The organism is Enterobacter sp. CFEC122 (assembly GCF_052983755.1).
In genome coordinates this window covers 17392-32631 of sequence record NZ_JBRIQR010000019.1, presented here as the reverse complement: position 1 = coordinate 32631, position 15240 = coordinate 17392, and the positions used below count along the sequence as shown (strand labels likewise).

15 protein-coding genes are annotated in these 15240 nt (G+C 52.8%); all 15 read left to right on the top strand.

Features of this window, described 5'->3' with window-relative positions; genetic code table 11:
* Positions 1-274 precede the first annotated feature (274 nt).
* The 15 genes from rpsB to rnhB all read left to right on the top strand — a co-directional run bounded on the left by rpsB (position 275) and on the right by rnhB (position 15228).
* Entirely contained in the window at positions 275-1000 is a 726-nt protein-coding gene (gene rpsB, locus ACVCAM_RS14760) for a 30S ribosomal protein S2 (protein WP_003856207.1), read from the top strand.
* 117 nt (positions 1001-1117) lie between these two features.
* A complete protein-coding gene (gene tsf / locus ACVCAM_RS14755; protein WP_014830708.1) occupies positions 1118-1969 on the top strand; it encodes a translation elongation factor Ts in 852 nt (283 codons plus the stop codon).
* A gap of 150 nt (positions 1970-2119) precedes the next feature.
* Positions 2120-2845, top strand: coding sequence for a UMP kinase (gene pyrH / locus ACVCAM_RS14750; RefSeq protein ID WP_008501910.1), 726 nt, complete (start codon positions 2120-2122; stop codon positions 2843-2845).
* Between the two features lie 167 nt (positions 2846-3012).
* Complete coding sequence (gene frr / locus ACVCAM_RS14745) at positions 3013-3570, top strand: ribosome recycling factor (protein WP_008501909.1); 558 nt, start codon at positions 3013-3015, stop codon at positions 3568-3570.
* 93 nt (positions 3571-3663) lie between these two features.
* Positions 3664-4863, top strand: a complete 1200-nt coding sequence (gene ispC / locus ACVCAM_RS14740) for a 1-deoxy-D-xylulose-5-phosphate reductoisomerase (RefSeq protein WP_008501908.1) — start codon at positions 3664-3666, stop codon at positions 4861-4863.
* Positions 4864-5049: 186 nt separating this feature from the next.
* A complete protein-coding gene (gene ispU, locus ACVCAM_RS14735; RefSeq protein WP_021240487.1) occupies positions 5050-5808 on the top strand; it encodes a (2E,6E)-farnesyl-diphosphate-specific ditrans,polycis-undecaprenyl-diphosphate synthase in 759 nt (252 codons plus the stop codon).
* 12 nt (positions 5809-5820) lie between these two features.
* Positions 5821-6678, top strand: coding sequence for a phosphatidate cytidylyltransferase (cdsA, locus tag ACVCAM_RS14730; RefSeq protein ID WP_407223070.1), 858 nt, complete (start codon positions 5821-5823; stop codon positions 6676-6678).
* An 11-nt stretch (positions 6679-6689) separates the two neighbouring features.
* The gene (gene rseP, locus ACVCAM_RS14725) at positions 6690-8042 is read left to right on the top strand and encodes a sigma E protease regulator RseP (protein ID WP_008501905.1); all 1353 of its coding nucleotides are present in this window, start codon (positions 6690-6692) and stop codon (positions 8040-8042) included.
* A 31-nt stretch (positions 8043-8073) separates the two neighbouring features.
* Positions 8074-10491, top strand: coding sequence for an outer membrane protein assembly factor BamA (gene bamA, locus ACVCAM_RS14720; protein WP_008501904.1), 2418 nt, complete (start codon positions 8074-8076; stop codon positions 10489-10491).
* A gap of 122 nt (positions 10492-10613) precedes the next feature.
* Positions 10614-11108, top strand: coding sequence for a molecular chaperone Skp (gene skp, locus ACVCAM_RS14715; protein WP_008501902.1), 495 nt, complete (start codon positions 10614-10616; stop codon positions 11106-11108).
* A 3-nt stretch (positions 11109-11111) separates the two neighbouring features.
* The gene (lpxD, locus tag ACVCAM_RS14710; RefSeq protein WP_407223071.1) at positions 11112-12137 is read left to right on the top strand and encodes a UDP-3-O-(3-hydroxymyristoyl)glucosamine N-acyltransferase; all 1026 of its coding nucleotides are present in this window, start codon (positions 11112-11114) and stop codon (positions 12135-12137) included.
* A gap of 102 nt (positions 12138-12239) precedes the next feature.
* On the top strand, positions 12240-12695 hold the full coding sequence (gene fabZ / locus ACVCAM_RS14705) for a 3-hydroxyacyl-ACP dehydratase FabZ (protein ID WP_010426706.1): 456 nt from the start codon (positions 12240-12242) through the stop codon (positions 12693-12695).
* A gap of 3 nt (positions 12696-12698) precedes the next feature.
* The gene (lpxA, locus tag ACVCAM_RS14700) at positions 12699-13487 is read left to right on the top strand and encodes an acyl-ACP--UDP-N-acetylglucosamine O-acyltransferase (protein WP_008501899.1); all 789 of its coding nucleotides are present in this window, start codon (positions 12699-12701) and stop codon (positions 13485-13487) included.
* Positions 13487-14635: a lipid-A-disaccharide synthase gene (gene lpxB / locus ACVCAM_RS14695; protein WP_023293232.1), complete on the top strand. Its 1149-nt coding sequence runs from the start codon at positions 13487-13489 to the stop codon at positions 14633-14635. Before lpxA ends, lpxB begins: the two co-directional genes overlap by 1 nt.
* Entirely contained in the window at positions 14632-15228 is a 597-nt protein-coding gene (rnhB, locus tag ACVCAM_RS14690; protein ID WP_008501897.1) for a ribonuclease HII, read from the top strand. The genes lpxB and rnhB overlap by 4 nt, the downstream gene beginning before the upstream one ends.
* Positions 15229-15240 lie beyond the last annotated feature (12 nt).

The window sequence follows — 15240 nt, the reverse complement described above, 5'->3', positions numbered from 1 at the left end:
GTCGTCAATGGTATCAGTCAGGCACGCTCCGTGCCAAATTGAGAATCATTAACAGCACACTCCGCCAACAACTGTTGGTTTCTGGTCGTGTTTTGTGGTATAAAGCGCGCCGGACTTCCGATCCATCTCAGATACACAGGCTGGACGGAAGCGACAAATCTCACTTTGTGTAACAACACACACGTATCGGCACATATTCCGGGGTGCCCTTCGGGGTCGGTAATATGGGATACGTGGAGGCATAACCCCAACTTTCAATATAGAGGTTTTAAACATGGCAACTGTTTCCATGCGCGACATGCTCAAGGCTGGTGTTCACTTTGGTCACCAGACCCGTTACTGGAACCCGAAAATGAAGCCTTTCATCTTCGGCGCACGTAACAAAGTTCACATCATCAACCTTGAGAAAACTGTACCAATGTTCAACGAAGCCCTGGCTGAGCTGAACAAGATCTCTTCCCGTAAAGGTAAGATTCTGTTCGTTGGTACTAAGCGCGCTGCAAGCGAAGCTGTGAAAGATGCTGCTAACAGCTGCGACCAGTTCTTCGTGAACCATCGCTGGTTGGGCGGCATGCTGACCAACTGGAAAACTGTTCGTCAGTCCATCAAGCGCCTGAAAGATCTGGAAACCCAGTCTCAGGACGGTACTTTCGACAAGCTGACTAAGAAAGAAGCGCTGATGCGCACTCGTGAACTGGACAAGCTGGAAAACAGCCTGGGCGGTATCAAAGATATGGGCGGCCTGCCAGACGCGCTGTTCGTAATCGATGCAGACCACGAGCACATCGCTATCAAAGAAGCTAACAACCTGGGTATCCCGGTATTCGCTATCGTTGATACCAACTCCGATCCGGACGGTGTTGACTTCGTTATCCCGGGTAACGACGACGCAATCCGTGCTGTTAGCCTGTACCTGAGCGCTGTAGCTGCTACCGTTCGTGAAGGCCGTTCCCAGGATCTGGCTTCTCAGGCGGAAGAAAGCTTCGTAGAAGCTGAATAATAAGGTTTTACCCCTTATTAGTACCGTGTATGAATAGGGGCCCATTACCGGCCCCTTTTTTCAATTTACACTGTTTGGCCCCCGGCCGGGCAGTTCACATCTCCCGAGGATTTAAGAATGGCTGAAATTACCGCATCCCTGGTAAAAGAGCTGCGCGAGCGTACTGGCGCAGGCATGATGGATTGCAAAAAAGCGCTGACTGAAGCGAACGGCGACATCGAGCTGGCAATCGAAAACATGCGTAAATCCGGTGCGATCAAAGCAGCTAAAAAAGCAGGCAACGTTGCTGCTGACGGCGTGATCATCACTAAGATCGACGGCACCTACGGCATCATTCTGGAAGTTAACTGCCAGACTGACTTCGTTGCTAAAGATGGTGGTTTCCAGGCATTTGCTAACAAAGTTCTGGACGCAGCTGTTGCTGGCAAAATCACTGACGTTGAAGTTCTGAAAGCACAGTTCGAAGAAGAGCGTGTTGCGCTGGTTGCTAAAATCGGTGAGAACATCAACATCCGTCGCGTTGCTTCTCTGGAAGGCGACGTTCTGGGTTCTTACCAGCACGGTGCTCGTATCGGTGTTCTGGTTGCGGCTAAAGGCGCTGACGAAGAGCTGGTTAAACAGCTGGCAATGCACATCGCTGCAAGCAAGCCAGAATTCGTTAAGCCAGAAGACGTGTCTGCTGAAGTGGTAGAGAAAGAGTACCAGGTTCAGCTGGACATCGCGATGCAGTCTGGTAAACCAAAAGAAATCGCAGAGAAAATGGTTGAAGGCCGCATGAAGAAATTCACCGGCGAAGTTTCTCTGACTGGCCAGCCATTCGTAATGGACCCAAGCAAATCTGTTGCTCAGCTGCTGAAAGAGCACAACGCTGACGTAACTGGCTTCATCCGCTTCGAAGTGGGCGAAGGCATCGAGAAAGTTGAGACTGACTTCGCAGCAGAAGTTGCTGCAATGTCCAAGCAGTCTTAATGATTGAAAAGGAGCCGCCTGAGGGCGGCTTCTTTTTGTCACCCGTCACAGGAAATCAGACAGGCTCCAGTATCGCTGTACTGATTTGCGGCATATCATGTCGCCAGAATTAACCCCCATCTTAATCGTTGACAGTCTCAGGAAAGAAACATGGCTACCAATGCAAAACCCGTGTACAAACGCATTCTGCTTAAGCTGAGTGGCGAAGCGCTGCAGGGATCGGAAGGCTTCGGTATTGACGCAAGCATCCTTGATCGCATGGCACAGGAAATCAAAGAACTGGTCGAACTGGGTATCCAGGTTGGCGTGGTCATTGGCGGTGGCAACCTTTTCCGTGGTGCTGGTCTGGCGAAAGCGGGGATGAACCGCGTTGTGGGCGACCACATGGGTATGCTGGCAACCGTGATGAATGGCCTGGCGATGCGTGATGCGCTCCATCGCGCCTATGTGAACGCCCGCCTGATGTCCGCGATCCCCCTGAATGGCGTATGCGATAATTACAGCTGGGCAGAAGCTATCAGCCTGCTGCGCAACAACCGCGTGGTGATCCTCTCCGCCGGTACGGGTAACCCGTTCTTTACGACCGATTCCGCTGCCTGCCTGCGCGGTATCGAGATCGAAGCTGATGTGGTACTGAAAGCGACCAAAGTCGATGGCGTGTTTACTGCCGACCCGGCAAAAGATCCTTCTGCCACCATGTACGATCAGCTGAGCTACAGCGAAGTGCTGGATAAAGAGCTGAAAGTGATGGATCTTGCCGCCTTCACGCTGGCTCGCGACCACAAATTGCCAATTCGTGTCTTCAACATGAACAAACCTGGCGCACTGCGTCGCGTGGTCATGGGCGAAAAAGAAGGCACTTTGATCACGGAATAATTTCCGTTGACGATAAATACAGGTAAGATTCCGCTTTATTTTGTAGTGGTATCTTACCCGGGCGCGCCTTTGGCGTTGTCATGAATTAAACGCGACTATACTTAGCACACCTGTAGCGCTGTGCTGGCGGATAGTCTGCCTGAGACAAGTTTTCAAGGATTCGTAACGTGATTAACGACATCAGAAAAGATGCTGAAGTACGCATGGAAAAATGCGTAGAAGCGTTCAAAACCCAAATCAGCAAAATCCGTACTGGCCGTGCTTCACCAAGCCTGCTGGATGGCATCATCGTCGAGTACTACGGTACGCCAACCCCTCTGCGTCAGCTGGCGAGCGTGACGGTAGAAGATACCCGTACGCTGAAAATCAACGTATTCGATCGTTCTATGGGCCCGGCGGTTGAGAAAGCGATCATGGCGTCTGACCTCGGTCTGAACCCAAGCTCTGCGGGTGCTGACATCCGTGTTCCACTGCCACCGCTGACCGAAGAGCGTCGTAAAGACCTGATCAAAGTGGTACGTGGCGAAGCTGAGCAGGGTCGTGTATCCGTGCGTAACGTCCGTCGCGACGCGAATGATAAAGTAAAAGCGCTGCTGAAAGAAAAAGAGATCAGTGAAGATGACGATCGTCGTTCTCAGGACGACATTCAGAAAATGACTGACGCTGCCATCAAGAAAATTGATGCGGCGCTGGCAGATAAAGAAGCGGAACTGATGCAGTTCTGATTTCTGTCGTACACTGATAAACGCCGTTCAGAGGGACTTTGGGTCTTGCTGGCGGCGTTTTGCTTTTATCTGGTCTAACTTTTCGGGCATCTCATGAAGCATTTAACACTCCTTGGCTCAACCGGCTCTATTGGTTGCAGCACTCTCGACGTTGTTCGCCATAATCCTGAACTTTACACCGTGACAGCGCTGGTGGCCGGTAAGAATGTGCAGCGAATGGTTGAGCAGTGCCTGGAGTTTACGCCCCGCTATGCGGTGATGGATGACGAAGAGAGCGCGCGCCTGCTGAAAGCACAGCTGCTTGAGAAGGGCAGTCGAACCGAGGTGCTGAGTGGCCAACAGGCGGCCTGCGAGATGGCGGCGCTGGATGAGGTGGATCAGGTGATGGCGGCCATTGTCGGGGCGGCAGGATTATTGCCGACGCTTGCCGCGATTGATGCCGGTAAGGACGTTCTGCTGGCCAATAAAGAGTCGCTGGTCACCTGCGGACGCCTGTTCATGGAGGCGGTGAAGCAGCGCGGGGCGCGTCTTTTGCCCGTCGACAGCGAGCACAACGCGATTTTTCAGAGTTTACCGCAACCTTTTCAACAGAACCTGGGGTACGCTGACCTGGAGCAGAATGGCGTCGTGTCGATTCTGCTTACCGGGTCTGGTGGCCCGTTCCGTGAAACGCCACTGTCTGAACTGCGTGCGATGACGCCGGATCAGGCGTGCCGTCATCCGAACTGGTCGATGGGGCGTAAAATCTCCGTTGACTCTGCCACCATGATGAACAAAGGTCTGGAATACATTGAAGCGCGCTGGCTGTTTAATGCGTCAGCGAAACAGATGGAAGTACTGATTCACCCGCAATCGGTGATTCATTCGATGGTGCGTTATCAGGATGGCAGCGTGCTGGCGCAGTTAGGCGAACCTGATATGCGTACGCCGATTGCCCATTCCATGGCGTGGCCGAATCGAGTGAAGTCCGGCGTGAAGCCGCTTGATTTCTGCAAGCTAAGTTCCCTGACGTTCAGTGAACCAGACTATGACCGTTACCCTTGTCTGAAGCTTGCAATGACGGCCTTTGACCAGGGGCAGGCGGCGACAACGGCACTGAATGCAGCCAATGAAATTACCGTTGAAGCATTTCTGAATCAGCAAATTCGTTTTACCGATATTGCGGCGTTAAATTTATCGGTACTGGAGATGATGGATTTGCGCGAACCACAGAGCGTGGAAGAGGTGCTGACGGTGGATGCAGCTGCGCGTAATATTGCGCGCCAACAGGTGACACGTCTCGCAAGCTGGTGATAAAGCAACCACTAGTCGTCGTGCTATTTGTTAGCGTTGGGCTTCAGTGATATAGTCTGCGCCACCTGATCGCAGGTATTTGACTTTACGTGGTCAGGTGAGCCGTGGTTTGACACGGCTTTTTTATGTATCGGCTTCAGTATTCCTGAGTACCGTTAAATCCTTTTCAGGGACAAAAAACGCGTTATGTTGTCTGCGAATCAACCAATAAGCGAAAACTTGCCAGCTCATGGCTGCCGTCATGTAGCAATCATTATGGATGGCAATGGCCGCTGGGCGAAAAGACAAGGGAAGATACGAGCCTTTGGGCATAAAGCTGGGGCGAAATCCGTTCGCCGCGCCGTTTCTTTTGCCGCCAATAACGGCATTGATGCGTTAACGCTCTATGCTTTTAGCAGTGAAAACTGGAATCGACCGCTGCAGGAAGTGACTGCGTTGATGGAATTGTTTGTGTGGGCGCTAGACAGCGAAGTAAAAAGCCTGCACCGCCACAACGTCCGCCTGCGTATCATTGGCGATACCAGTCGTTTTAACTCACGTTTGCAGGAACGGATTCGTAAAGCAGAGGCGCTGACTGAAAATAATACCGGTCTGACGCTGAATATTGCGGCGAATTACGGCGGACGCTGGGATATTATCCAGGGCGTTCGGCATCTCGCCGAACAGGTTCAGGAAGGGCTGTTGAGACCCGACCAAATTGATGAAGAAGCGCTGAGCAAGCAAATCTGCATGAATGAACTGGCACCTGTGGATTTAGTAATTAGGACAGGGGGAGAACATCGCATAAGTAACTTTTTGATATGGCAAATTGCCTATGCCGAACTTTACTTTACAGATGTTCTTTGGCCCGATTTTGATGAACAAGACTTTGAAGGTGCGCTGCATGCCTTTGCCAATCGAGAGCGTCGTTTCGGCGGCACCGAGCCTGGTGGCGACAACGCCTGATGGGGGTAGCTTTTGCTGAAGTATCGCCTGATTTCCGCTTTTGTATTAATACCCATTGTCATTGCGGCGCTGTTTTTACTGCCCCCGGTGGGATTCGCTATTGTTACGCTGGTGGTGTGCATGCTCGCCGCGTGGGAATGGGGACAGTTTAGCGGCTTTACCTCGCGTACGCAGCGAGTATGGCTTGCGGTACTTTGTGGCTTTATTCTGGCCGTAATGCTGTTCACGTTGCCTGAATATCATCATGATATTCATCAGCCTCTGGTGGCTGGTTCCTTGTGGATATCGTTGGCCTGGTGGGTTGCCGCGCTGTTGCTGGTGCTGTTTTATCCCGGCTCCGCGGCGTTGTGGCGTAATTCAAAAGTGCTGCGACTGATTTTTGGTTTGCTCACTATTATTCCTTTTTTCTGGGGTATGGTTGCGCTGCGCGCCTGGCACTACGACGAAAACCACTACAGCGGTGCGATCTGGCTGCTTTATGTGATGATTCTCGTCTGGGGGGCTGACTCCGGGGCCTATATGTTTGGTAAACTGTTTGGCAAACATAAGCTGGCACCGAAGGTTTCTCCGGGCAAAACCTGGCAAGGATTTATCGGCGGTTTGTTTACGGCCGCGATCATCTCCTGGGGCTACGGCGTCTGGGCGAATCTTGAAGTGGCACCATCAATACTGCTGGTGTGCTCGATTTTTGCTGCGCTTGCCTCCGTGCTCGGTGATTTAACCGAAAGTATGTTCAAGCGTGAAGCAGGGATTAAGGACAGTGGACACCTGATTCCAGGGCATGGCGGTATACTGGATCGCATTGATAGCCTGACAGCGGCTGTTCCAGTGTTTGCGTGTTTGCTTTTACTGGTATTCGGGACGATTTAACGGAAGGTTTTATGCTGAGCATTCTCTGGAATCTGGCGGCGTTCATAGTTGCACTGGGTGTACTGATTACCGTGCATGAATTTGGCCATTTCTGGGTTGCTCGCCGCTGTGGCGTGCGCGTAGAGCGGTTTTCCATCGGTTTTGGTAAATCACTCTGGACGCGCACCGACCGCCACGGTACGCAATTTGTCATCGCCCTTATCCCGCTGGGCGGCTACGTCAAAATGCTCGACGAACGCGTCGAGCCTGTCGCGCCTGAACTGCGACACAGCGCATTCAACAATAAAACCGTTGGACAACGCGCCGCCATCATCGCTGCCGGACCGGTAGCCAACTTCATCTTTGCGATTTTCGCTTACTGGCTGGTGTTTATCATCGGCGTCCCTGGCGTGCGTCCGGTAGTAGGTGACATTGCCCCCAACTCCATCGCGGCGAGTGCGCAAATTACATCCGGAATGGAACTTAAAGCGATTGATGGCATCGAAACCCCTGATTGGGATGCCGTGCGACTGCAGCTGGTTGCTAAAATTGGCGATCCGCAGACCACCATCAGCGTATCGCCATTTGGGTCAGACGCCCGTCAGGACAAAGTGCTCGATTTACGTCAATGGCGTTTCGAGCCAGACAAAGAGGATCCCGTCGCTGCGCTGGGCATTCGTCCACGCGGCGCGCAGATCGAGCCGGTATTAGCCGAAGTACAGGCAAACTCGGCGGCGAGCAAAGCGGGTTTGCAAGCAGGCGACAGGATCGTTAAAGTCGATGGTCAACCATTAACAGAGTGGATGACCTTTGTTACTCTGGTGCGCGATAATCCGGGTACGTCTCTCGCGCTGGAAGTTGAAAGGCAGGGCAGTCCGCTTTCGCTGACGCTTATCCCGGATACGAAGTCGGTCGGCAAGAAGGCAGAAGGGTTTGCAGGCGTTGTGCCAAAAGTGATCCCGCTGCCAGATGAGTACAAGACAATACGCCAGTATGGGCCGTTCAGCGCCATCCTTGAAGCCACGGATAAAACATGGCAACTGATGAAGCTGACGGTCAACATGTTGGGGAAATTGATAACCGGTGATGTGAAACTGAACAACCTCAGTGGGCCAATTTCGATTGCCCAGGGGGCTGGGATGTCAGCGGAATTCGGGGTGATTTACTATCTCATGTTCCTCGCGCTCATTAGCGTGAACCTTGGGATAATCAACCTGTTCCCGCTTCCCGTTTTAGACGGGGGTCATCTGCTGTTTTTAGCGATTGAAAAGCTAAAAGGCGGGCCGGTATCCGAGCGAGTTCAAGACTTTAGTTATCGCATTGGCTCGATTTTGCTGGTGCTGTTAATGGGGCTTGCACTTTTCAATGATTTCTCTCGGTTGTAAGAGAGTTAGTTAGGAAGAACGCATAATAACGATGGCGATGAAAAAGTTGCTCATAGCGTCGCTGCTGTTTAGCAGCGCCACCGTATACGGTGCTGACGGGTTCGTAGTGAAAGACATTCATTTCGAAGGCCTTCAGCGTGTCGCCGTTGGTGCGGCCCTCCTCAGTATGCCTGTGCGCCCCGGCGATACGGTTAATGATGATGATATCAGTAATACCATCCGTGCTCTGTTTGCCACCGGCAACTTCGAGGATGTCCGCGTCCTGCGTGATGGTGATACCCTGCTGGTACAGGTAAAAGAACGTCCAACGATCGCCAGTATCACTTTCTCCGGTAACAAGTCGGTGAAAGATGATATGCTCAAGCAAAACCTTGAAGCATCCGGTGTTCGTGTGGGTGAGTCTCTGGACCGCACAACCCTTTCAGACATTGAAAAAGGTCTGGAAGACTTCTACTACAGCGTCGGTAAATACAGCGCCAGCGTGAAAGCGGTTGTGACTCCGCTGCCGCGTAACCGTGTTGACCTGAAGCTGGTTTTCCAGGAAGGTGTCTCTGCTAAGATCCAGCAGATCAACATTGTTGGTAACCACGCGTTCAGCACCGACGAGCTGATCTCCACCTTCCAGCTGCGCGATGAAGTGCCGTGGTGGAACGTGGTGGGCGATCGCAAATACCAGAAACAGAAACTGGCGGGCGACCTTGAAACCCTGCGCAGCTACTATCTGGATCGTGGTTACGCGCGTTTCAACATCGACTCGACGCAGGTGAGCCTGACGCCGGACAAGAAAGGCATCTACATTACGATCAACATCACGGAAGGCGATCAGTACAAGCTTTCGGGTGTTGAGGTGAGTGGTAACCTGGCGGGGCATTCTGCTGAAATCGAATCGCTGACCAAAATTCAGCCAGGCGATCTCTATAGCGGATCCAAAGTCACCAAAATGGAAGACAGCATTAAGAAGCTGCTCGGCCGCTATGGTTATGCCTATCCGCGCGTACAGACTCAGCCGGAAATCAATGACGCGGATAAAACCGTTAAGCTGCACGTGAATGTTGACGCGGGTAACCGTTTCTACGTGCGTAAGATCCGCTTCGTCGGTAACGACACCTCCAAAGACTCCGTTCTGCGTCGCGAAATGCGTCAGATGGAAGGCGCATGGTTAGGTAGCGATCTCGTTGATCAGGGTAAAGAGCGTCTGAACCGTCTGGGCTATTTTGAAACGGTTGATACTGATACCCAGCGCGTACCGGGCAGCCCGGATCAGGTTGATGTCGTTTATAAAGTGAAAGAGCGTAACACCGGTAGCTTTAACTTTGGTGTGGGCTACGGTACTGAAAGCGGCGTCAGCTTCCAGGTTGGCGTGCAGCAGGATAACTGGCTGGGTACGGGTTACTCTGTCGGAATTAACGGTACCAAAAACGACTACCAGACCTACTCTGAGTTCTCTGTAACGAACCCATACTTCACCGTTGACGGTGTGAGCCTGGGCGGTCGTATCTTCTACAACGACTTTAAAGCAGACGATGCGGATCTGTCCTCCTACACCAACAAGAGTTACGGTGTGGACGGTACGCTTGGCTTCCCGATTAACGAATACAACACCCTGCGAGCGGGCTTAGGTTACGTGCATAACGACCTGTCCAATATGCAACCGCAGGTGGCCATGTGGCGTTACCTGGACTCTATTGGCCAGTCGGCGAGCAAAAACAGCGATAACAACGGTTTCGCTGCAGATGACTTCACCTTCAACTACGGCTGGACCTATAACCGTCTCGACCGTGGCTACTTCCCAACGGAAGGTTCTCGCGTCAACCTGAACGGTAAAGTCACCGTCCCGGGTTCCGATAACGAGTTCTATAAGGTGACGCTGGATACTGCGTCCTACTTCCCGATCGATGACGATCACAAGTGGGTGGTTCTGGGTCGTACCCGTTGGGGCTATGGTGATGGTTTAGGCGGCAAAGAGATGCCGTTCTATGAAAACTTCTATGCCGGTGGTTCCAGTACCGTTCGTGGCTTCCAGTCCAACAACATTGGTCCGAAAGCGGTTTACTACGGCGGGAACGACAAAGATAACTGCGATAAGTCTTCCTCATCAGAAGTCTGTAGTTCTGATGACGCAGTCGGCGGTAACGCTATGGCCGTGGCGAGCCTGGAGTTCATCACGCCAACGCCGTTTATTAGTGATAAATATGCGAACTCCGTCCGTACATCCTTCTTCTGGGATGCGGGTACGGTGTGGGATACCAACTGGGAGAACACTGCCCAGATGCGTGCAGCTGGCGTTCCTGACTACAGCGATCCGAGCAATATTCGCATGTCTGCCGGTATCGCATTACAATGGATGTCACCGCTGGGGCCGTTGGTCTTCTCTTACGCCCAGCCGTTTAAAAAATATGATGGAGACAAAGCGGAGCAATTCCAGTTTAACATTGGTAAAACCTGGTAATAATCCGCTGCAAAGGAATGCGTTGGCAGTGTAGCGCTGACAACTGGCGATCGGTAATACGGTCGCCTTGCCACGCAAAGAACGGTACCTTCTGGTGCCAATGGGATGGTAAGGAGTTAATTGTGAAAAAGTGGTTATTAGCTGCAGGTCTCGGTTTAGCGATGGCAACTTCTGCTCAGGCAGCAGACAAAATTGCAATCGTCAACATGGGTAATTTGTTCCAGCAGGTTGCACAGAAAACAGGTGTTTCTGCGACTCTGGAAAACGAATTCAAAGGCCGTGCAAGCGAACTGCAGGGTATGGAAAACGATCTTCAGTCCAAAATGCAGCGTCTGCAGCGTGATGGTTCTACCATGAAGGCAAGCGACCGCAGCAAGCTGGAAAAAGACGTAATGGCTCAGCGCCAGGCGTTCTCCCAGAAAGCGCAGGCTTTCGAGCAGGATCGTCAGCGTCGTTCTAACGAAGAACGCGGCAAGCTGGTGACTCGCATTCAGACCGCTGTTAAAGCAGTGGCTGCCGATCAGAGCATCGATCTGGTTGTTGATGCGAACGCCGTCGCTTTCAACAGCAAAGATGTTAAAGACATCACTGCTGACGTTCTGAAACAGGTTAAATAAGTAATGCCTTCAATTCGACTGGCTGATTTAGCTCAGCAGTTGGATGCAGAATTACACGGTGATGGCGATATCGTCATCACCGCTGTTGCGTCCATGCAATCTGCTAAAGCTGGCACGATTACCTTCATGGTAAGCCCTAAGTACCGTGAGCAACTGGCTCAATGCCAGGCGTCAGCTGTTGTTCTGACGCAGGACGATCTTCCATTTGCCACTGTAAGCGCGCTGGTAGTGAAAAACCCCTACCTGACGTATGCACGCATGGCTCAAATTCTTGATACCACGCCGCAACCGGCCCAGAACATTGCTGCCAGCGCAGCGATTGATGAGACGGCCAGGCTGGGTAACAACGTCGCCGTTGGTGCGAATGCGGTTATCGAATCCGGCGTCGAGCTGGGCGATAACGTCGTCATTGGCGCGGGCTGCTTCGTTGGGAAAAATACGAAAATCGGCGCCGGGACCCGTTTATGGGCGAATGTGTCCGTATACCATGACGTTGAAATTGGCGAAAACTGCCTCGTCCAGTCCAGCACCGTGATTGGTTCTGATGGCTTTGGTTACGCTAACGATCGCGGTAACTGGGTTAAGATCCCGCAGCTTGGTCGCGTTATTATTGGCGATCGCGTGGAGATCGGCGCCTGTACCACCATTGACCGTGGCGCGCTTGACGACACGATCATTGGCAATGGTGTTATCATCGATAACCAGTGCCAGATTGCGCATAACGTTGTGATTGGCGACAATACCGCGGTTGCGGGTGGCGTCATCATGGCGGGCAGCCTGAAAATTGGCCGTTATTGCATGATTGGCGGTGCGAGCGTGATTAATGGCCATATGGAAATCTGCGACAAGGTGACCGTGACGGGAATGGGCATGGTAATGCGTCCTATCACTGAACCTGGCGTCTATTCCTCCGGCATTCCGCTCCAGCCCAACAAGGTATGGCGTAAAACAGCAGCTCTGGTGATGAACATTGATGATATGAGCAAGCGCCTCAAGTCTCTTGAGCGCAAGATCGATCAACAAGACTAAGCGTCATCCGTTTAACGCTATTTTTCCCGGCCTGTCGGCTTTCTAATAAACCGGCAGGCCGTGTTATTATTGTTATCAGTACATTTTGACAGGAAGAGTATTTTGACTACTGACACTCATACTCTGCATATTGAAGAGATTTTAGAACTTCTGCCGCACCGCTACCCGTTTCTGCTGGTAGACCGTGTGCTGGATTTTGAAGAAGGTCGTTTTCTGCGCGCAGTGAAAAATGTTTCCGTGAATGAGCCGTTCTTCCAGGGGCACTTCCCTGGTAAACCTATCTTCCCGGGTGTGTTGATTCTGGAAGCGATGGCTCAGGCTACCGGTATTCTGGCGTTTAAAAGCGTCGGTAAACTGGAACCCGGTGAGCTGTATTACTTCGCGGGTATTGACGAAGCGCGCTTTAAGCGCCCTGTCGTGCCTGGTGATCAGATGATCATGGAAGTCACTTTTGAAAAAACGCGTCGTGGCCTGACTCGCTTCAAAGGCGTAGCGCTGGTTGACGGTAAAGTTGTTTGCGAAGCGACGATGATGTGTGCTCGTAGCCGGGAGTCCTGATACGTGATTGATAAATCCGCCTTTATTCATCCTACCGCCATTGTGGAAACGGGTGCCATCGTTGGTGCTAACGCCCACATTGGCCCGTTTTGTATTGTTGGACCCCATGTCGAAATTGGTGAGGGTACAGTACTGAAATCTCACGTTGTGGTGAATGGTCACACGACCATTGGCTGCAATAACGAGATCTATCAGTTCGCCTCCATCGGCGAAGTTAACCAGGATCTGAAATATGCTGGTGAGTCGACCCGTGTGGAAATCGGCGATCGTAACCGTATTCGCGAAAGCGTCACCATTCATCGTGGAACAGTACAGGGTGGTGGGTTGACGAAGGTGGGCAGCGATAACCTGTTTATGGTGAATGCGCATATCGCGCACGACTGTACCGTGGGTGACCGCTGTATCCTTGCCAACAATGCCACGCTGGCAGGACACGTATCAGTTGATGACTTCGCAATTATTGGCGGCATGACCGCAGTCCATCAGTTCTGCATCATTGGTGCGCACGTGATGGTCGGCGGATGCTCCGGTGTGGCGCAGGACGTCCCACCGTATGTGATTGCGCAGGGCAACCATGCCACGCCGTTTGGCGTGAACATCGAAGGCCTCAAGCGTCGTGGTTTTAGTCGCGAAGCGATTACTGCCATCCGCAACGCGTACAAACTGCTATACCGTAGCGGTAAAACGCTGGAAGAGGCGAAGCCGGAAATTGCCGAACTGGCGAAAAAGCACCCGGAAGTGGACGCGTTCATGGAGTTCTTTGACCGTTCAACAAGGGGTCTGATTCGTTAATGGTCGACAGTCGTCCGCTTACGATAGCCCTGGTCGCCGGAGAAACCTCCGGCGATATTCTTGGTGCCGGTCTCATCCGTGCGCTTAAGGCTCGCGTACCCAATGCTCGCTTCGTCGGTGTTGCTGGCCCGCTGATGCAGGCCGAAGGCTGTGAAGCCTGGTATGAAATGGAAGAGCTGGCCGTGATGGGGATCGTTGAGGTGCTGGGACGGTTACGCCGTTTGCTGCACATCCGTGCCGATCTCACCCGCCGCTTTACCGAACTTAAACCCGATGTGTTTGTCGGTATCGATGCACCTGATTTCAACATTACCCTCGAAGGGAATCTGAAAAAGCAGGGCATTAAGACGATTCACTACGTCAGTCCGTCCGTCTGGGCGTGGCGACAGAAACGCGTTTTCAAAATCGGACGGTCCACCCACCTGGTGCTGGCTTTCCTGCCTTTCGAAAAAGCGTTTTACGACAGATTTAATGTTCCGTGCCGTTTTATCGGTCATACCATGGCGGATGCGATGCCGCTGGATCCGGATAAAAACGCGGCGCGCGACGCGCTGGGCATCCCGCATGATGTGCACTGTCTGGCCTTACTGCCAGGCAGCCGTGGCGCAGAAGTTGAGATGCTGAGCGCCGATTTTCTTAAGACTGCGCAAATTCTTCGCCAGACCTATCCCGATCTTGAAGTGGTCGTGCCGCTGGTGAATGCCAAACGCCGCGAGCAGTTTGAGCGCATCAAAGCTGACGTCGCCCCGGATCTTCACGTCCGTCTTCTGGACGGGCAGGGGCGGGAAGCGATGTATGCGAGCGATGCCGCACTGCTGGCCTCCGGCACGGCGGCGCTGGAGTGTATGCTGGCGAAATGCCCGATGGTGGTCGGTTACCGCATGAAGCCGTTTACCTTCTGGCTGGCAAAACGTCTGGTGAAAACAGATTACGTCTCCCTGCCAAACCTGCTTGCCGGGCGCGAGCTGGTGAAAGAGCTGCTGCAGGATGAATGCCAGCCGCAGGCGCTGGCGGAGGCCCTGCTGCCGCTGCTCGCCAACGGTAAAACCAGCCACCAGATGCACGATACCTTCCGCGAACTGCATCAACTGATCCGCTGTAATGCTGATGAGCAAGCGGCCGATGCGGTGCTGGAGTTAGCAAAATGATGGAATTTGTTTATCCTCACACCCACCTTGTGGCGGGGGTGGACGAAGTGGGTCGTGGTCCGTTAGTGGGAGCCGTGGTGACCGCTGCGGTGATCCTCGATCCGGCTCGGCCGATCGTCGGGCTGAACGACTCAAAAAAATTGTCTGAAAAGCGCCGGCTGGCGCTGTTTAGTGAGATTCAGGAGAAAGCGCTGGCCTGGAGCCTCGGGCGCGCTGAACCGCATGAGATAGACGAGCTGAATATTTTGCATGCCACGATGCTGGCGATGCAGCGTGCGGTGGCGGGGCTGAAAATTTCCCCTGAATATGTCCTGATTGACGGCAACCGCTGTCCGGCATTGCCCATGCCTTCAATGGCAGTGGTCAAAGGCGATAGCCGGGTCGCAGAAATTAGCGCAGCTTCTATTATTGCCAAAGTGACACGCGACGCCGAAATGGCCGCGCTGGATCTCACTTACCCTCAGTATGGTTTCGCCCAGCATAAGGGATATCCCACACCTTTCCACCTGGAGAGGCTGGCTGAACATGGCGCAACCGAACACCATCGGCGCAGTTTTGGCCCGGTAAAACGCGCCCTGGGACGGGTGTCCTGAATCATTACGCAA